Annotated in this window: 16 protein-coding genes; 9 read left to right on the top strand and 7 right to left on the bottom strand. The window is 32.8% G+C overall.

The features are described 5' to 3' along the window. Positions 1–22: 22 nt before the first annotated feature. The 3 genes from KO527_RS06575 to KO527_RS06565 form a co-directional block, all read right to left on the bottom strand. Positions 23–781 (bottom strand): glycosyltransferase family protein, encoded by a 759-nt coding sequence (locus KO527_RS06575; RefSeq protein WP_216039548.1) that lies wholly within the window; start codon positions 779–781, stop codon positions 23–25. After that, on the bottom strand, positions 781–2115 hold the full coding sequence (locus tag KO527_RS06570) for an aminotransferase class III-fold pyridoxal phosphate-dependent enzyme (RefSeq protein WP_216039547.1): 1335 nt from the start codon (positions 2113–2115) through the stop codon (positions 781–783). Before KO527_RS06570 ends, KO527_RS06575 begins: the two co-directional genes overlap by 1 nt. Before the next feature lie 91 nt (positions 2116–2206). Next, complete coding sequence (locus KO527_RS06565; RefSeq protein WP_216039546.1) at positions 2207–4015, bottom strand: flagellinolysin; 1809 nt, start codon at positions 4013–4015, stop codon at positions 2207–2209. 280 nt (positions 4016–4295) lie between these two features. Here KO527_RS06565 and KO527_RS06560 point away from each other — a divergent pair, with 280 nt between their 5' ends. From KO527_RS06560 to KO527_RS26370, 9 genes are read left to right on the top strand one after another with little or no spacing between them, the layout of a single operon-like run. Continuing rightward, positions 4296–6407: a GSCFA domain-containing protein gene (locus KO527_RS06560; protein ID WP_216039545.1), complete on the top strand. Its 2112-nt coding sequence runs from the start codon at positions 4296–4298 to the stop codon at positions 6405–6407. A 13-nt stretch (positions 6408–6420) separates the two neighbouring features. Continuing rightward, on the top strand, positions 6421–7794 hold the full coding sequence (locus tag KO527_RS06555; RefSeq protein ID WP_216039544.1) for an FAD/NAD(P)-binding protein: 1374 nt from the start codon (positions 6421–6423) through the stop codon (positions 7792–7794). A 29-nt stretch (positions 7795–7823) separates the two neighbouring features. Next, positions 7824–8795, top strand: coding sequence for a hypothetical protein (locus tag KO527_RS06550; RefSeq protein ID WP_216039543.1), 972 nt, complete (start codon positions 7824–7826; stop codon positions 8793–8795). Further along, the gene (locus tag KO527_RS06545; RefSeq protein WP_216039542.1) at positions 8792–9469 is read left to right on the top strand and encodes a methyltransferase domain-containing protein; all 678 of its coding nucleotides are present in this window, start codon (positions 8792–8794) and stop codon (positions 9467–9469) included. The genes KO527_RS06550 and KO527_RS06545 overlap by 4 nt, the downstream gene beginning before the upstream one ends. Continuing rightward, positions 9460–10407 (top strand): DegT/DnrJ/EryC1/StrS family aminotransferase, encoded by a 948-nt coding sequence (locus KO527_RS06540; protein WP_252733491.1) that lies wholly within the window; start codon positions 9460–9462, stop codon positions 10405–10407. The genes KO527_RS06545 and KO527_RS06540 overlap by 10 nt, the downstream gene beginning before the upstream one ends. Further along, positions 10404–11030, top strand: a complete 627-nt coding sequence (locus tag KO527_RS06535; RefSeq protein WP_216039541.1) for a class I SAM-dependent methyltransferase — start codon at positions 10404–10406, stop codon at positions 11028–11030. Before KO527_RS06540 ends, KO527_RS06535 begins: the two co-directional genes overlap by 4 nt. After that, complete coding sequence (locus KO527_RS06530) at positions 11027–11767, top strand: WbqC family protein (RefSeq protein WP_252733489.1); 741 nt, start codon at positions 11027–11029, stop codon at positions 11765–11767. The genes KO527_RS06535 and KO527_RS06530 overlap by 4 nt, the downstream gene beginning before the upstream one ends. A 1-nt stretch (position 11768) precedes the next feature. Then, positions 11769–12272, top strand: coding sequence for a GNAT family N-acetyltransferase (locus KO527_RS06525; RefSeq protein ID WP_216039540.1), 504 nt, complete (start codon positions 11769–11771; stop codon positions 12270–12272). A 6-nt stretch (positions 12273–12278) separates the two neighbouring features. Then, positions 12279–13379 carry a UDP-N-acetylglucosamine 2-epimerase gene (locus tag KO527_RS26370; RefSeq protein WP_216039539.1) on the top strand — a complete coding sequence of 367 codons (1101 nt, stop codon included), beginning with the start codon at positions 12279–12281 and terminating at the stop codon, positions 13377–13379. 29 nt (positions 13380–13408) lie between these two features. Here the strand turns inward: KO527_RS26370 and KO527_RS06515 are convergent, their stop codons facing one another. The 4 genes from KO527_RS06515 to KO527_RS06500 form a co-directional block, all read right to left on the bottom strand. Beyond that, on the bottom strand, positions 13409–15442 hold the full coding sequence (locus KO527_RS06515; RefSeq protein WP_216039538.1) for a 6-hydroxymethylpterin diphosphokinase MptE-like protein: 2034 nt from the start codon (positions 15440–15442) through the stop codon (positions 13409–13411). 43 nt (positions 15443–15485) lie between these two features. Continuing rightward, complete coding sequence (gene fliD, locus KO527_RS06510; RefSeq protein ID WP_216039537.1) at positions 15486–16880, bottom strand: flagellar filament capping protein FliD; 1395 nt, start codon at positions 16878–16880, stop codon at positions 15486–15488. Between the two features lie 42 nt (positions 16881–16922). Beyond that, positions 16923–17312 carry a flagellar protein FlaG gene (locus KO527_RS06505; RefSeq protein ID WP_216039536.1) on the bottom strand — a complete coding sequence of 130 codons (390 nt, stop codon included), beginning with the start codon at positions 17310–17312 and terminating at the stop codon, positions 16923–16925. A gap of 100 nt (positions 17313–17412) precedes the next feature. Continuing rightward, positions 17413–19026 (bottom strand): flagellin, encoded by a 1614-nt coding sequence (locus tag KO527_RS06500; protein ID WP_216039535.1) that lies wholly within the window; start codon positions 19024–19026, stop codon positions 17413–17415. Positions 19027–19194: the final 168 nt, after the last annotated feature.

Genomic DNA, 19194 nt, shown 5'->3' with positions numbered 1-19194 from the left:
ATTTGTGGAGTGTTTCTCTTAGTTATTTTTCTGAATCTAAAGATATTGCTAAACCTTCATTACGGATAATATGACTATTAACATTTGAAACTTCAGGATTTTTATCTAAAAAACATTTAACTTTTTGAGTTGAATAAAAGCAATTAGTTTTATTCATATCTTGTAAAATATGCGTTACAACAAATAAATCTTCTTTATTATCTACAGTAAAACGATATTTAGCATCATCACAGCCATTTTCTAAAAAAGAGAAATTAAACAGCTCAGGATGCTGATAAATATATAAAGTCACATGTTCATGGTGAGAAGGTTTAAGAGCATAGTCCTCTAACTTTAATAAAGCACTAGAAGAAACAACCTCACAATCTACACCTTCGCAAAAACGTTCACTTAAAAATGCATAATCAAGTTTATTTTCTAAGTAATAAGTTATTAAATCATCACATATTTCAGGGTCTAATAAAGGTGAGTCACCAGTGATACGAACAATGTCAGTTGCATTATTCAGCTTTGCAACCTGTTGAAACCTAGACAACACATCATTTTCATCTCCGCGGAAAACATCTATTCCTAATGATTCAACATATTTAACTAGACCATCATTTTCTTGATTAGTTGAAGTTGCTAAAACAATTTTATCTATATGTTTAGCTAATGATAAACGCTCAATTAAATAGCCAATAAGCGGTTTACCATCAACCTCTTTCATTACTTTATTTGGTAAACGAGAAGATCCCATTCTCGCTTGTATCACTGCAACTATATGTTTCTTATCTTCCATTAGTTAAGCCTACTAAATCCACTATGACACACAGGTCCTTCTAATAAAGACTCTGTTGTACCACTTTTTTCAGCTTTTAAAATTAAATTAAAAACTTCCTCAACATTTTTAAAATAGAGATCTACTATATCTTTAGAATGGGCAGCACAAACATAAATAACATTACTTGCTAGAAATCCACGCTTTAACATTTCTTGGGTAAATAATGTTTTGATCACAAGCGGTTCTGAACCTTTTAATAATAAAATCAAGACTGAATTCACACCTAATATTTCAAGATCAAAGCCTGTTTTATTTGCAACTTTCAGTAATCCCTTCCTAATATAATCACCAGTCTCTATGAGTTTTTTTGGAATATTTTCACTTTCAAATACCTCTAATGTTTTTAAAGCTGCAACAAATCCAACTCTTTCAGTCCAGTATGAACTACTAATAAAGGAAAGTTGTGCAGCATCCATTATATCTCTTCGACCAATCACAGCTGAAATTGGGTGACCATTACCTAAAGCTTTTCCTAAAACACAAATATCAGGCTCAAAATCCCACAATAAATGTGCTGCCCCCGTGTTTAATCTAAAACCTGAAGACACTTCATCAAAAATAAGCACCATACCATTAGCTTCACATAAAGCTTTTATTTCTTGTATGAAAGCAACATCAGGCTCTTCATGACGAAAGATCTCCATCATTACAGCCGCACATTCATCTTTATTTTCTTCAAGTATTGTTTTAAGTGCACCTATATCTCCAGCATTAAATGGTAATACTGTACCACCTAAACCTTTAGGCACACCTGATGGACTAAGTCCTGGTAACAATTGATTATCTAAATTTTTTCCGTCTTTTAAATTTGTTGCTAAATACCAATCATGCCAGCCATGATAACCACAAAAAGCAATTTTATCCCTACCTGTATGTGCTCGTGCAATTCGAACAGCCATAGAGCATGCTTCACCACCCGTTCGTGAAAACCTAGCGCCACCAGCCCAAGGGTGTATATCAATCAATTTTTCTGCTAGCTGTACTTCTTCAAAACAGTTTAAGCTAGACATACAACCATCAGAAACTGCATTTATAACAGCCTGGGTGACTTCAGGATGAGCATAACCTAAAGGTGAAGTGCCAATGCCCATAATGCTCATATCATAATAATGATTGTCATCAAGATCCCATACCTCACATCCTAATGATTTTTTATAATATGCAGGCCATAATTCAGGTAAAAACATTTCAGCTCGTTTAGATAATAACTGATTCCCGCCGGGAATTATCTTCTTAGCTTGCTCCCATAACATAGCACCTGAATTTTCTTTTAAGCTTTTTTTATCCGGCATTATAGTTACTCCAAAAAATACCTTTCAATTTCATTGTTATTTTACAAGCAAAAACTGCTCCATAACATACATAAAACCAAAGATTTATAATTTAAGCGTTTAATAAAAAGAGGATATTATTTGGTTGGCTATTGGCTTGCGCTAACATGGCTGAAGTAGCTTGCTGAGTAATTTGATTTTTTATTAAGATAGCAGATTCCATTGCATAGTCTGTATCTTCAATACGTGAGTTACTTGCACTTAGATTTTGGGAAATATTTTGTAAATTACTCACGGTATGGTCAAGACGATTCATAACCGCACCCATTTGAGCTCTTTGGGTATCTACAATGCGAATTGCATCATCAGCTGCAAAAACCGCAAACTGAGGATTATCTGTTACCTCCAAATAATCAATCCCTAAATTTTTAGTGCTAAATGTGCCTAACGTAAGTGTAATTATCTCTAAAGCATTTGCACCAACTTGTAGATCTACAGCCCTTCCTCCAGCCCCACTAATATTGGCTTGATATAATTCTACACGCTGCTCAGTAATATCCGCATTGGTTGAAGGTAGGTTATAATTTCCAGAATTGAAATCCCCCCCAGCATCACTATCGTCATCACCAGTTACATAAAGTTCAGTAAAACTTTTAGCGCCTGAATTTCCAGAGCCTAATCCTGTCATAACAGTTTCATAATCAATAATACCGCCTGCGTCAGAACCACTTAATGAGCCAGAGTCATTATTTGTTAAGTCCATTTCATCAACAATATACTGTTCAAAAACTGTCGGTTCAGCACCCACAGCAGGGGCTGCGCCTAATTCAGTAAATAAAGCAGCTTCATTAGCCCAACTCGTAGAAGCCCCTAAGGCCGCATCTAAAGTTAAACCGTTACTTAATTCAGACATTAAACCTTTAATACCATCACTACCAATTTTGCTTTCAACATAACGCATTACAACATAACCACCCGAATAAACACCAGCTGTTGGTAACGCGCCAACAGGATTACCTCCTGCACCTTGCCAATTAGTATCTAGTTCAGTCCAAATAGCCGCTGCACCATGAACAGCAATATCTGTAGACAGCCTTGAATCAGCCCCTCTAATAGCTTCAGCAGCACCTTCTTTAAACCAAGTAGGAATATTAGTCCAGTCACCAAAGTTAGCCCCCATAGTTGCATGAACCATTTCATGTAAAACGACTTCGTCTAATGCAAGTCCATTTGGGTCACCTTTAGGTAAATTTGATGCATTAAAATCATCCAAGTCAATTACCATAACTTGATTAAACGCTCCAATTCCAGCAACACTCTGAGCTTGTACATAAGCGGCGGTACCACCTGCGCCATCGACTTGCTCTAAATCAATTTTAAGTGTTTGCCCTTTACCATCTATACCTAATTGTTCAAAAATTATTTTTTCTGACTCTCTTAACCAAGAGGATGCTAAACCATTAACCATATCCCTTTCTACAATATCAACCAAACGTCCATCACCCATATCAAATAATTTTTGACTACCAAAACTTGTTGTTTCATTAATTCGATTAATTTCTAATTTTAATTGGTCAACTTCTTCTTGGATTGATGCTCTGTCACTTCTGCTATAGGTACCATTTGCTGCTTGAAGGGAAAGATCTCTTATTCTATGTAAATTTGCAGTCACTTCAGATAACGCACCTTCTGCAGTCTGTGCCATAGAAATACCATCATTTGCGTTTCTAATAGCCACCGCATTACCATTTATTTTAGCTGTGATCCTGTGAGATAACTGCATGCCCGCGGCATCATCTTCCGCATTATTAATTCGCAGACCTGAACTTAATCTTTCCATCGAATTTGAAGTAGCATTACTTACAGAAGTTAATTGCCTCTGAGTAAATAATGAACTTAAATTAGTAGCAATAGAAAGCATACAGCTAACCTAAAAGTAGGTGAATATACTTTTATCGGAAGTTATTTCAAAAACTTTAAATATAGAGTTAATTAAAAACTCAATTAAACTTTAGATTGCATTAAAGGATCTTTTAAATAACTTTAGAATCTAAGTAAATAAAAAATAGTTATCAATAAGACATCATCCACACTTTATTGATAACTATCAAATATCTATAAAATAATGGGTAATCAATTCTATTAATTTAGGTATAATAATTGCTTAATCAATCATTAAGTCAATATTTATGAGGTTTAAAATGGATATTATTTGCTCTAAAAAAGTCATTAATGGCGAAGAGTTTAATTTTGTAATGAATGGTTCTGAGATTATTAGAATTGGTCATGATGTAAATGAAGGATATAAAGATAGACATCAACTTTATCAACGTTGTGTCGCTAATAAAAACTTCGCTAAAACTAATGATTTGATCACTCACTCAGTTAATAGAATTGAAAACGTACTGTCCCCTGAAGAATGTAAATTATTAATCACAGAACAAGAATCCGAAAACTTTAATCATAAAACAAGATTACAAACTTTATTACCAAAAATATTAAATCAAAAAATAGATAGCCAAATTAAAAGCTATTTCAAAACTGAATATGCAGTCACATGGTATGAATTTACTGAAGTTACGGCTGAAAATGATGAGCCTTTTTACTATACAAAATGGCATTGTGATGGAGGCCCATCTAAACATCTAAAAGTAATTGTGTATTTAAACGCAACATCTAAGCATGGTGGTAATACTTTTTTCTACCCAAAAGAAAAGACTTCAGCTTTAAAAGAGCAAGGCTATATTTTTTGTAAATTACATGATAGAAAAAAAGATATATCTTCTTTATTAAGTTACTTAGGTTTTGATCCAGTACCTGAACAATTTAATTTAGAATCTGGTGATGCCATTATTTTTAATCCATTTGATGTCGCTCATAGATGTGACGTACCAAAAAAAGGTCAAAAACGATATACACTTAGTTTATGCTTAGTTCCTTCACCACTACCTTGGGATAAAATAAATCACTCATATTGGCAGCCAGCTCATCAATGTTTGTCTTTTCAAGATATTCAAAAAAGTATTTCTCTCTTGCCTATACCTGATGATTCAAATCTAAAAGAAGATACCATTTTGGTATCTGGAACAGGAAAAATTCAGACAAAAAATGAATTAAGATATTTATTAAAAAATATATTTTCTGATGATGCTTATGTTACCGATATGTATCAAAGAATTATAGAATTTGATCCAACATTCAATCAAGTAACCGATATTAATAAATTAATACAGCTACTTAAAAACTCATTTAAAGCATCTATACCCTGGGAAGGTACACTTAAAAGCTTTGATACGCGTAATCTTTTAGAGCTAGCTGAATTTGAAGAATCAAATATAAAATCAACTACCTGCTATAATGCCCAAGGTAAACCTAACCCGAATGCTATTTTTTGGCCAAATCCAACTCACCCTAGTGCGCCACAAAACAAATTTGAACAGCTTCCTTATGTTATCAAACACCCAATAATGACAAAAGAAACACCGATTGGCTCTGCCGGTAGTTGCTTCGCTTTTGAAATATCGAAAGTATTACAGCAAGATAAATACAATTATGTCATTTCAGAAAGAATCATTGACCCTAATTCTGAAGTTATAGTTGATGGCTATAAACCAGGAGATGAAATTGTAAAATTTAGTGCCAATTACGGCGTTATTTTTAATAGTCCTAGTTTTACGCAACTTGCCGAGAAAGCTTTTGATAAACGAAAACCACAAAAAATATTAGCTCATGTTCCTGGGGGACTATATACAGACCCTTACAGAGAAAATGTATTTTTCAAATCCATAGATGCATACGAGCAAGACTATGATTCACATATAAAAGCTATTAGGCATACATTCTTAACTTGTGAAGTATTCGTGATTACACTCGGATTGAACGAATGTTGGATGTTAAAAGATGGCACTGCTTTATCAAGAAACCCAAAAAGCGGCATGTCCCATTTAATTGAACATAAAGTCCTGTCTGTTTCGGATAATGTAAAATATATTCAGAAGTTTTTTGATATTATTAAAGAATTCAATCCAAAATTTAAGCTTGTTATCACTCTTTCTCCCATCCCATTTATGGCAACTGGCAGAGGTAATTCTCATCATGTCATCGAAGCAAATACCCACTCTAAGGCAGTATTAAGGGTTGCAGCGGAAGAATTGGTTCAAAATAATAAAGATATGTATTACTTGCCAAGCTATGAACTGGTAACTGAGTGTAGTAAAAACCCTTGGGAAGCAGATCATCGACATGTTACACAAGAAACAGTACAACAAGTAATAGATATGTTTAAAGAAATGTTTGTTATGGATGATAAATAGAGGTCAAATAAATATGAACAATTGTATTGTAGTAGGCGGCGGTTTATGTGGATTATTTTCATCTATTTTATTGGCTGAGAAATTTAAAAATGTTTATGTTATTGACTCTGAGGAACACTGTGGCGGTCTTCTAAAATCAGTAAAAGATGAATTAGGGATCGTTTATGATCAAGGTACTCATATACCAAATACGACTGGTATTGAGGCAATTGATAATATCCTTTTTGGACCTAAACCCGAAAGAAGCCTACATTGGCAAGGTTTAGGAAAACTAAAAACAGGTAATTATTTTGGTGGGAAGTGGGATCTTGAAACTCAAGTAGTAGATACAAGAAAGTTACCAGAACAAGTATATCAAAAAGGGATTCTAGAACTTTTATCAAGAACAGAACAAAGTACAGCTGAAGATATAGCAACTTATTTAAACGATACTTTAGGCCCTACTTTTACATCTGAAATTGCGTTCCCGCTGATTCAAAAGCTATATGGTCAAGATGTTGACCCAAGCTCTCTTAAAACACACTCATCAGTTAGCTATTTTGGCTTAAGTCGTGTGATAGGCTTAAGCCCTGAAGTTACTAAAAAATTAAAAGAAATCCCCGCATTTGATGATAAGTTAGGCTATCACAGCGCCGCTGATTATGATCAAAGAATATTAAATGATGAAACAGTTGAACCAACATATTATTACCCGACTAACGGTAAAGGAGTGCAATATTGGATTGATGGTTTAATAGATCAAGCAAAAAACAAAGGTGTTGGGTTTATAACAAAAGAATACATCAATAAAATTGAACATAAAACAGGTTCTATTAGTAAAGTTCATTTAGCTAATAGTAACAAGATCCTAGATTGTGATTTTCTATTTTGGAGTGCTCCTCCCGCTTTAGCTCTAAATGCAGCAGGTATTACGAGTAAAAAAGCTAAACTAGATTTTAGAACTGCCAATATTTTCCATTATAATTTTGATTTACCCATTTTAAACTCTGAATCTCATTATATTTGGAATTGGGACCTCAAAGCCAAAAGCTTTCGTGTTACCCTGCACCCGAATTTAGATAAAAACAAAAACACGAACCACCTAACAATTGAAGCGCTTTCAGGAAAGGAAGATTCAGATAAGATTACTTCTGAAGATATGCTTAATGAATTAAAAGATATGAAGCTTATTTCCAATGAAACTAAAGTAATCAGCCATCTAAGGCAAACTATTCATAATACATTTCCAGTTCCTACATTTGAATTTAGTGAAGCTACTAAGGATAATTATGAAAAATTATCTAAAGTATTTAATAATGTAATGGTATCTGGACGCTTTAGTGGTAAGCATTGGTTTCATGGTGATGTTATTAAAGCTGCTTTTAATGAAATAAACGAAAGGTTTTAAAAATATGATACAAAGATACATAAAAAGTAATGCATAGATTTATCTTTCAATGCAATGCTAATGAGTTATCTGGTTTAGGGCATTTAATGCGATGTTTAAACATCGCTGTTACCTTAAAAGAACAGAATAGCAGTACTCCAATTATATTTAATGGTGAATTTAATACTTTTGCAAAAGAGCAACTTAATCATCATAATTTCACTATAATAAATACTGAAAATTTAGATTCATTTAAAGATGCAACTTTGATCTTAGATGATTACTGTATTACTCAAAAAGATATAGATCTCATAAGAACTAAAGTTAATACTTTTATTAAAATTGATGATTTTAATGAATTTAATTTATCTCAATTAGATTTAATTATTAATTTTCGTTCATGTGCTGAGTCAGAAAGCTATTCAAATAATAACACTTGCTTAGGACTCGACTATTTTCCATTTAAAAAACCATTAATAGATATAAGAAAACATAACTTAAAAAATGAAAATAGTAAGATTAGCAATATTGTAATATTCATTGGTGGAAACGATCAAACAAGTGTAGGAAATAAAATTCTTAACTTACTGATAGAATGCGTCACAAATAAAAATATTTATTTAATTGATAAAAAAACTGAACTTAAAACACGCTATATTTCAAATAATAATAATATTACTGTGCAGCCACTAGTCGAAAAAATAGAAGAACTTTATCAACTCGCTGATGTATTCATAACAGGTGGTGGATTAAGTAAATATGAAGTTGCCTTTTGCTGTATTCCCAATGCTTCAATATCTCAAAATATAGGCCAAGCTGAAGATACAACAATATTAGCAGCATCAGATTTAACCTACGATTTAGGTATAGCGACTCAATTAAATCCAAGCATGATAAAAAAAGAGTTAATGAGGTTTTTAGATAAAGATATTTTACTAAAAATAAAAAATTCAACTAGAAAACATTTTTCCACACATTCTACAACTAAATTAGCACAGAGAATTATTGAGGTATCACAATGACTACTTTCACAACAAAAAAAAATGAATGGTCTCAAAATGCACTCGATACAAATGATTTAAAAAAACAAGTATGCCGTCCTATTGATAATGAGAATTGGAAGGAACTGGTGGCTGACATCAGTAATAAACTGAATTTGACAAGCGAAGTAAATTCCATACTTGATGTCGGTTGTGGTAACGCATTATTACTCTCTCAGTTAACACCCAAAGTGAAATACTATTACGGCACAGATTATGCTGAATCTATGGTATTAGAGGCTAAAAAACAGATAGTAAATGGTCAATTTTATGTTGGTGATGCAGCTAACCTTAATTTTTCTGACAATAAATTTGAGCGAGTATTAAGTTATAGTATTTTTCATTATTTTCCAGATGAAAGTTATATAAATATAGCAATAAATGAATTTATAAGAGTTACAAAATCAGGTGGAATCATTTTAATTGGTGACCTATTAGATAAACAGTTTGAAAAAATAATTAAAGGTGCTAGTGACTTAGAGTATGAGAAAAAATTACCACATATAATGCGCTACTCTGAATGGACTTTTTGTGATTTAAATACACTCAAGGCTTTATTAGAAAAGAACTCTAAAGTGACAAAAGTAGAAATATTAAAACAACCGGAAAACTTTCAATTGGGTCATTATCGTAAGGATTTAAAAATTTGGTTATAAGTCATTTCTCTGAGCTAAATTCTAGCCTAAGTAAAAACTTAAGTAGAGAACACCTTTTAATGACAAGCTCTGGTAGTGCAGCTTTAATAACAGCACTGTTAGCTTCAAAAATTCCTAAAGGCTCTGACGTAATAATGCCGGCAATTTGTTGCCCAGCAGTTTTATTTGCAATACAGCTAGCTGGATTTACACCTGTTTTAGCCGATGTAAGTCTTGATGATTACTGCATGAATGTGCCTCAAGTAGAAGCTGTAAAAACAGAAAATACAGTCGCTATAGTTGCAGTTCACAGCTACGGCCATTACTGCAAAATTGATGAGTTAGAAATATATGCAAAACAAAACAGCTTAGTTTTAATAGAAGATGCATGTTTAGCTATGGGTGGTACCTATAAAGGTAAACCTTTAGGCAGCTTTGGTGATATAAGTATTATCAGTTTTGGTTACGATAAAACAATTAATTGTAATTATGGTGGTTTATTAACAACAAATAATCATACTTTTTATTCTAATGCCCTTAATATAATAAATAATAATGAATTCTTTGCTTTTACACCTTCTCAATCGCAAATAAATGAACTCAATGTAAAATTATCTCAGCTGGTAAGTTTTATCTCAAAAAGACAAAAAAATACAAAAACTTGTCATTCCTTACTAAAAAATAAGAACATAACAAAACTCCCTTACAATGACGATATTACCTATTGGCGCTATCCTTTACTAATTAAGAATAATAGAGATGAATTAGTTAAAAAAGCACAATCACATGGTATAACTATAACGACTCATTACAAATCATTAGCACAACTTTCGACAGGTGTTCACCTTGAAAATGCACACTATATTAGTGAGCATATCGTTAATATTTTCATTCGCCCAGAAACACCTCAAAGCCAATTATTAAATATCTTAAACTTTATCAATGAGCATGCACAATGATCTCTGATTTAAAACAACACTATAAAAATTTACTAAATCAATATGGCCCCTCACCTGAAGCGGTTCAACACATCAATACCGAGTCCCAATATAAAAGATTTGAAATTCTTAGTGAAATTGCCCCTGAGATGGATTCAGTTATAGATGTAGGTTGCGGTTTAGGTGATATGTTTCAATTTCTAAATTTAAATGACTTTAAAGGTAAATATTTAGGTCTAGATTTTATTCCTGAATTCGTAGAGCTTTCAAATCAACACTTCAAAGAACATAAAAATGCGCAATTCAAAGTCTGTGACTTGTTATCCGATAGCATTCCTCAAGGTTATGATTATATATTGTTGAGCGGAGTATTTAATAATAATCAAGAAGATAATGAGGAGTTTATGCTTTCGACTATTAAAAAGATGTTTGACAGTAGTCAAAAAGGCATTGCTTTTAATGCTATGTCAACATATGTCGATTTTCAAGATAGTAACTTATATTACTCAGATCCTTTAAAAGTGTTTGATTTTTGCAAGCGAAATTTAACAAGACGTATAGTATTAAAGCATGATTACCTTGTTAAAGAAGGCAGTATTCCATTTGAATATACTATGTATTTATATAAAGAGGATAAAGTATGATTTGTGCGATCATGCAACCAACATACATTCCTTGGTGTGGATATTTTGACTTGATAGATCGTGTTGATAAATTTGTTTTTTTAGATAATGTAAAACTTGAAAAAAGTGATTGGCATGTGAGAAACAGAATCAAATCAGCATCAGGTGAAACGATGTTGAGCATTGACGTCACTTTACCTAATGGGCGTATGAATACCATGATTAACCAAGCTAAACTTAATCTAAAAGCCCCTTGGCAAAAAAAGCATTTAAAGTCTGTTTACGCTAATTATAGGAAGTCTAAATATTTTGACCATGTTTACCCTTTTCTTGAAGTGCTAATTAATACACATCATGAAAATTTAAGTGATTTTACAATTTCGATTATTGAAGCTATTAGCATTAAAGTAGGCATCAAAACTCAATTTATAAGATCATCGAATATTGATAATGTTGAAGGCATAAAAGATGAAAGGCTAGTTTCTATTTGTAATAACCTTGATGTTAAAAACTATTTATCACCTGTTGGTTCAGCTGTTTATTTAAATAAAAACACACCAGGTGGAGAACTGGTAAAACATAACATAAACCTATTTTACCACCAGTTTGAGCACCCTATTCATGAACAATTATTTGGGGAGTTTAAAAGCCATTTAAGTATCATTGATATGCTTTTTAATTATGGTTTTGATAATACGCTAAATTTAATCAGAAGTGGCAGAAAAGCAAAGCAGCCCTATAGCGAACTTGGAGCATAAAATGGAAACAAAACTTGAAACGTTAAGATTTCATTTACGTGAATTAACCATTCAGGATGCATCCGTAAAGTATCTAAGCTGGTTTTCAGAGCAAACTACATCTGAATACATTACCTATAAAAATGAAGACTTAAAATCATTACAAAATTATATTTTTGAAAAAGACCAAGATCCTAACTGCTGGTTTTATGGTATTTTCACTAAAAAAAATCAAGAGCATATTGGAAACTTAAAATATGAAAGACACCCAAACCATGAGCATGTTGCTACTTTAGGTATATTAATTGGTGACGAATCTTTTCAAGGTAAAGGAGTGGCAAGTGAAGTAATACATGCCTCAACGGATTTTTTAAAAAAGAATACCAATATCAAAAGAATAAATTTGGGTGTTGCTAAAGACAATATAGCCGCCATAAAAGCATATGAAAAAATAGGTTTTGAGCATACTGATAATGGTTATTTTGACTTCCCTGAAACTTCTATTGAAATGATATTAATACTGTAAAGTATTGTGAAAAAATTATTATTATTCTCAAGTGATCCTGGTGGCGCTAACCTTATAGTTGCTATGCATGCAATGTTAAAAGAAGCCTTTGATGTTCATATATATGGAAAAGAGACCTCATTAAACATCTATCAAAAAAACGAGTTAGAATATAAAAATATTAAAGACTCTATTTTTACGATTACACAAGGTAATGTGTATGAGTTTGTATCAAGTCAAAATTTTGATGGTATTCTAACGAGCACTAGTGCTGATGATTTTACTGAAAGATTACTTTGGTTAGCAGCAAAAAAACGAAAGATTTATCACGGTGCCATTTTAGATCAGTGGATGAATTATTCTCTTAGATTTTTAAAATCACATAGAAGCTATCAATCAAAAGAAAAGTACAATTTAAATGAATATATTTTACCTAAAAATATATTTGTTATGGATGAATATGCTCAACAAGCAATGATAAAAGAAGGTATCCCTGCGAAATATATAAAAGTGACCGGGCAACCCTATTTCGAACATTTTATCAATCAACATAAAAAGCCAACTTCACAAAATAGAAATAATGAAAAACTAACTTGGTTATTTGCATCTGAACCCATAACCACTGTTTATGGCAAGGAGAAAGGTCTTGATCTCTATGGTTATACTGAACAGTCGATTCTATACGCGATTTGTAATGCCATAAATGAAATACCAAATAACATGATAGAGCTTATAATAAAGCCACATCCGAGGGAGAATACTGAAGTTTACTCAAAGATTTGTAATCAATTTAATTTTGTATCACTAATTTTATTAGACTCAGTTGAGGCTATTTTACAAAGTGATGCTGTACTGGGTATGTCATCAACTTTATTACTTGAAGCAGCTTTACTAAATAAACCCATACTAAGTATTCAACTAAATTTAAAAATAAAATCTCCTTTCATTCTAGATCAAATAGATAAAAGCAAATCTGTTTTAGATGAAAAAAAACTCAAAAATGAGCTTGTTTTACTATCTGAACATAGACTGGGTTTAATGAATTCTAAATTCATAATTAATCTAACGACAGAACAAAATGCGATCCAAAATATTTTTTTCAGCATAAAAAAAGAGCTAAACGATTAAATTTTAGCCCTTGGTTTTAGTGATTAGATTTATTTGTTTTCTTCTTCAATCCAATTTAATACTTTGTCATTATACTCAACTTTCATAACTTCCATGTACTTGCAAAAAAACTTCAATGAACTTGTCGCATATTCATCTCTAGTCTTTTGATTTCTAATGAAGTGTAGCTTTCCTACTGTAGTTGTTTGTAAATAATTAAGACTGCCAATTAACATTCTACAAATAAATACATTATTTTCTTTTCCTACTGTTTTTGTCTTATAATATTGATAATTAAAATGCTCAATAAGCTGCTCATGATTGATGCTCACACTACCTAAACTAGGATTAACAATTTCATCCATAAGATTAAATAAGTCACTGCTGAAAAACTTTACTTTCTCACTCAAATCTTTAAATGACATAATATCTGGAATAACGATCTGGGATAAAGCTTCAACAACATCTGGCAGAACCCCATGCTCTAAACTAACCTCATTAATAGGCAAGGGTTTTGCTCTATCAATTTTCACACCATTAGAGCAGTTAAAGCAATTTAAGTCTTTATTATCAGAAGATCTTAAAACATGCTCTAATGTATGACGTGACCAATCAAAAATCATACTTGAAAATACAGTATCAACAAAATTACCTGCTACTATTTTATTATTTTGTGCATGGCCATCAAAATCGGCTATCTTTTTATCATTTTCAAAATATAAACTATCTTTAGAGTGATGATAATTAGGGTCTATATAGCCTAAGTCTACACCATGAAAATAAATATTTTTGAATCCTAACTCAATTGCAAAAACTAATGCAGCATTAGATACTGTAGGGTTAGAACTAAATAAATGTAAATAATTATTAAAGTCTTCTTGCCCTAAAGCGGTACGCATTAATTCCGTACCACCATCATTTGGTTTAAAGTAAATATAAACATCGCCAAATAAATCAATTACTTTCTGTGAAACCGTGTTCATTGTAATTAAAGTTATATTTTTATAATAACTGCGATCTTCTATACCCGCTACATATTCAAACAAACCTTCTGTTCTTTCTATCTCGAAATGAAAATCAGGTGTTAAACCGGCTTTATATAGCGGCATTAATGCACTACCACCTGAAAATAAATAATACTGTTCTCTATTTTCTTTTAAAAACTCTATGTTATCGTCTAAAGAAGGACCATTTGCACAGATAAAAACAGGTTTATTATTAAAAGCTTTAGGTAATTTAATGTTACTAGGAAGAAATTTATGCCCTGCTTTGATATTTTTTAATGTATGAACCGTTGCTATAATTTCATCTTCAAAAAAACCAAACCCATTATAGAAATTACTTACATTATCAAAAAAGCGTTTTAAAGCATCATTAGAAGTATCACTACCATAATGACGATAAACTGGAAATGAGCCAGCTCTAAATAAACCCCTCTCATGTAATATTTTATGAATACTTTCGATAAAAAACTCAGGTTTAGAACCTATTTCTAACGTAATTCCTTTATTTTTTTGCGTGAAATGTTCAAAAATTTTCCTATAATCAACTGTATGTAGTGAAGCATAAAATAAATCATTATTAGGTTCATATATGCATATATGATGAATGTTTTTTTCAACTAATCTCTCTAAGTGATAACCCATCCCTACCCCAATTACAGATAAGATAGGATACACGCTAGGCGGTTGGTATTTTTTTGTTAAAGACTTGGCTATGAACTCATCACCATCCCTAGAAACAGCAGCGACTAACCCTGGATGTTTAAATAATTGGTTAGGTTTTTCTGCTTCAGCGGCATTAATGGTATAAATACTATTTAAGGTGCAGCTAAAATAGTTATCAAACTGCTCATTGCATATTTTTTGTGGGTCCCCGTTATAAATAAAGCCACCGGGATACGCGATATTTAAAATGCCATCAGGTGTGAGCTCTAACCCGTGTGTTTTTGGTTTATATTCTAGAAATCGATTATAAAAGGAAGGAAAATACTCTTTTAATGCAAGTAAATTTTGATATAAAGTATAAGATAAAACTGTTTTTAACTGCTCTTTAGCTTCTGCTTGCAGTATTTTTTCTGACATGGAAAACTCCTAACTCTTCGAAATCGAAAAATTAAGAGTTATCTTAACTTTTCGATGTAAACCCAGGTAAATTATCTAACTGAGTTGTTAAATAATCACCTGTTGATTTTAATTGTGCAACTAATAAATCCATAGATAAAAACTGTGCATACAGTCTTTCTTCTAAAGTAGTTAATTTCTTTTCATTTTTTACTTGTTCTTCATCCCAACGAACATTTGAATCCTCTAATCCTGTAATCCTCTGATCAATGAGGCCTCCAAACTTTCGATATTCAGAAACAACGTCATTTAATTTTCGACCTATGCCTTCAGATGATGCAAATATTTCACTAAGATTATCAAAATTAGAATTCACTGAATCTTTTAATTCTTTAGCATCTAAATCTAAAGAGCCATCTTTATTAGTTGAAATACCTAACATAGATAAGCTAAATACACTACCATCTTCCAGCTCAACAGGTGTAGAAAGTGCACTTCTAATCTGATTCATCATAGTTCTAACAGTGCTATCACCAGTTAGCGTTCCTGCCGTACCTAAATCTGAGTTTACAGCTGAAGCTTCATCGACAGAATCTACAACTTTATTGAAAGCTTCAACAAACTCCGTTAGTCGGGTTACTATGCTTTCTTCATCTTTACTTATAGAAAACTTATCGCTACTCCCTGCAGTATGCGTGCCAGTTACGTTAATAACCGCTCCAGCAACCACAGAATCAAAACTATTTGTATCATTACTAACTGTTAATAAACCATCAATCTTAATCGAGGCATCCTGAGCTGTATTTTGCACCGTAAAAGAATCATTTGGATCACCTGTATGGTTTAACCGAGATAAGCCTGCTCCATCAGTTATATCTCCATCAGTATCAGTAATTGAAATTGATATATCATTACCTGCACCTGTTTTGGTGCCTGTTAAAGTTAAATGCTGACCGTCATCAGCCGTTACAATTGACGCTGATACTAATCCATTACTCGCATCAGCTATTTTAGCTTTAACAGCATCTAAATCATCTGTTGCAGAAACCTCGACTTCAAATGTTTCACTGCCAATAGTAAAAGCCATAGTACCTTCACCGACAGGAGCTCCTTGTGTAAAAGCTTCAGAAGTCATTTTATGCGCTTGCGCTAATTGTAAAACTTCAATTTCATAATTTCCAGTTAGGGAAGCTGAACCTGCTTCTACAGTATAGTTAGACGAGCTTGTCTCGACAATACGTTCATTAAATGTAAAAGGAAGCTTAAGGTCAAATAGGATATCATCTAACTCTGAAAGGGTGCTTTTAATATTTCCAAAAGAAGAGATCTTTGCTGTATTGCTTTCTTGTTCGGCATCTTTTTTTGCGTCAAAGGGAACGCGTTCCGCATCAACTAAACTCTTAACTATACTATTTACATCTAATCCAGACCCTAATCCTGGTGATGAAATTGAGCTCATATATCCCCCTTTAAAAACGAATTTAAATTGTAATGATACAAATTAAATCTTTTCATTGACTAATAAACCGGATGCCTTAGAAAGGTTTGTAATTATGCCCAAAAGCTCTTCTGAAGGAAATTGTTTAATTAAATCTCCAGATTCACCATCTAATACCTTTATAACATCACGACCAGATTCTTGATGTGTTTCAAACTTTAAAGATTTATCAAGATCACCTACAAACTCCTGCAATTTTACTGCCAACTCTTCAAGCTGAACTTTAGATAAAGGTTCTACTTTATCTATTTCTGTAATTTCAACGGGTAAGCTTTGATTTTCAACTTTTTCAGATGATTTTCTATCATTTTCTATCACATTGCTATTTTCAGGCTTCATCAAACCATTTAGCACATCATTTAATTGTGGTGGTGATGTATTTATATTATTCATTATAGCTCTCCTACTATAGTAGAGTATAAAACGAAAAATGGAGCTAGGTAAAACCTAGCTCCTCTTATTTTACCGAATTGTTTTAAAGTTAATTTAAATATTAACCTAATAAACTTAATGCAGCCTGTGGTAGCTGATTTGACTGCGCTAAGATAGAAGTACCGGCTTGTTGTAATATTTGATTTTTAGTCATTTCAGCTGTTGCAGTCGCAAAATCTGTATCTCTAATTTGCGAACGAGAAGCTGATGCGTTAGTACTTACATTTTGCAAGTTAGATACTGTTGAATCTAAACGGTTTTGAACCGCACCTAACTGAGCTCTTTGTGTATCTATTTGCGCTAAAGCGCCATCAATAACATCAACAGACATTTGGGCACCAATAGCAGTACTAACATCAACATCATCAATTGTTTCAATAGTTGATAAACCACCAGCTGTTACTTCAGCTTGACTTGATGCTACTTCGAAGTCCTCGTTTGCAGTTGTGCGCACAGTTCCAATAAAGTTTATTTCATTTGTAGTTGTAGACATACCTGTATCAGCACCAGTACCAGAGCCAACTAAAGTTGCTGTTGCTATGTTCTGAGTAGCATCAGAAACATCACCTTCATAGTCATGTGATGTTGCAGAAATAGTCAAGCTTGTAGTACCCGCTGCACCACCACCTGAAATAGCAACATTAGCAATTTGAATATTATCACCAGATTCACTTACCATAACCAGCTCACCTTCAGCTGAGATGCTTGCTGCGATCCCTGTTGAACCTGTTTCAGCATTGATAGCATTAGCAATTGAAGTCAAATCTTCTGTATTTGTAAAATCAGCTTTTATTGTTGGTGCTGCTATAGATTCATCAGTATTTGCACCACGTAAATCAAAAGTAATCGTTGTAGTAGCTGTCACATTACCTGATACATTTCCTGATGCGAAATCAAGTGATACTACAGTACGCGCATCAGCCTCAACGCCTGTTGTTGGTGTCGCACGGTTTATTGCATCTTGAACATCCACAGCAGTACCAGAACCAGAAACGGTTGCAGTTGCAGAACCTTGCGCTCCTAAAACACTAATTGTCTGTGTAGTACCTGCTGAACCTAAGAAAGCGTGCTCCTGAGCTGAACCAGAAATAGATATTCCACCTAGACCTGTAGCACCAGTTGAAGCAAGTAAAGTTTGACCTGCATTTAATGAAAATGTTTGTGCGCCAATGTCATCTGCCCCAAATGAACCTAGACTAATATTAATTGTTTCAAATGATTTGGCACCCACTTGTAAACTGTTTGAACCAAATGAACCATCTAGTAACTTTCTATCACCAAAAGAAGTGGTTTCTGATATACGATCTAACTCACTTTGTAGTTGACCTACTTCTTCTTGGATTGCAGAACGATCTGAATTGGAATAAGTACCATTTGATGCTTGCAATGCTAAGTCACGCATACGATGTAAAATATTTGTACTTTCTTGTAATGCACCCTCAGCAGTTTGCGCTAGAGATACACCATCATTTGCATTTCTTGCAGCAACACCTAAACCATTTATTTGAGATGTTAATCGATTTGAAATTTGTAGACCTGCAGCATCATCTTTCGCACTATTGATACGTAAACCAGAAGATAAGCGCTCCATTGAAGTTGAAACTGCTTTTTGAGTTTGCCCCAACTGACGCTGTGCATTCAGGGATGTTGCATTGGTTTGAATTGATAGAGCCATAATATTTCTCCTAAATACTCCACGGTTGGAGCTGAATTTATATGATTACAGTCTCTATTACGGCAGAAGTTTTTTTTTCTTTAATTTATTTTAGAAAAATATTAAAAATAATTATTAGATTTAAAGATTGGAGTGTTGAAGATGAGATTAATAAAGTAATAAAGTAAT

The sequence above is a fragment of the Pseudoalteromonas sp. C2R02 genome (genome assembly GCF_018860845.1).
Lineage (GTDB): Bacteria > Pseudomonadota > Gammaproteobacteria > Enterobacterales > Alteromonadaceae > Pseudoalteromonas.
The sequence above is the reverse complement of the archived record's forward strand: the minus strand, read 5'-3'. Positions and strand labels throughout refer to the sequence as shown.

Coding starts and splice junctions, on each gene's coding strand:
- KO527_RS06505 (WP_216039536.1), bottom strand. CDS start 17,312: ATGAATAATATAAATACATCACCACCACAATTAAATGATGTGCTAAAT.
- KO527_RS06530 (WP_252733489.1), top strand. CDS start 11,027: ATGATTTGTGCGATCATGCAACCAACATACATTCCTTGGTGTGGATAT.
- KO527_RS06535 (WP_216039541.1), top strand. CDS start 10,404: ATGATCTCTGATTTAAAACAACACTATAAAAATTTACTAAATCAATAT.
- KO527_RS06560 (WP_216039545.1), top strand. CDS start 4,296: ATGGATATTATTTGCTCTAAAAAAGTCATTAATGGCGAAGAGTTTAAT.
- KO527_RS06500 (WP_216039535.1), bottom strand. CDS start 19,026: ATGGCTCTATCAATTCAAACCAATGCAACATCCCTGAATGCACAGCGT.
- KO527_RS06555 (WP_216039544.1), top strand. CDS start 6,421: ATGAACAATTGTATTGTAGTAGGCGGCGGTTTATGTGGATTATTTTCA.
- KO527_RS06550 (WP_216039543.1), top strand. CDS start 7,824: ATGCATAGATTTATCTTTCAATGCAATGCTAATGAGTTATCTGGTTTA.
- KO527_RS06565 (WP_216039546.1), bottom strand. CDS start 4,015: ATGCTTTCTATTGCTACTAATTTAAGTTCATTATTTACTCAGAGGCAA.
- KO527_RS06525 (WP_216039540.1), top strand. CDS start 11,769: ATGGAAACAAAACTTGAAACGTTAAGATTTCATTTACGTGAATTAACC.
- KO527_RS06575 (WP_216039548.1), bottom strand. CDS start 781: ATGGAAGATAAGAAACATATAGTTGCAGTGATACAAGCGAGAATGGGA.
- KO527_RS06545 (WP_216039542.1), top strand. CDS start 8,792: ATGACTACTTTCACAACAAAAAAAAATGAATGGTCTCAAAATGCACTC.
- fliD (WP_216039537.1), bottom strand. CDS start 16,880: ATGAGCTCAATTTCATCACCAGGATTAGGGTCTGGATTAGATGTAAAT.
- KO527_RS06570 (WP_216039547.1), bottom strand. CDS start 2,115: ATGCCGGATAAAAAAAGCTTAAAAGAAAATTCAGGTGCTATGTTATGG.
- KO527_RS06515 (WP_216039538.1), bottom strand. CDS start 15,442: ATGTCAGAAAAAATACTGCAAGCAGAAGCTAAAGAGCAGTTAAAAACA.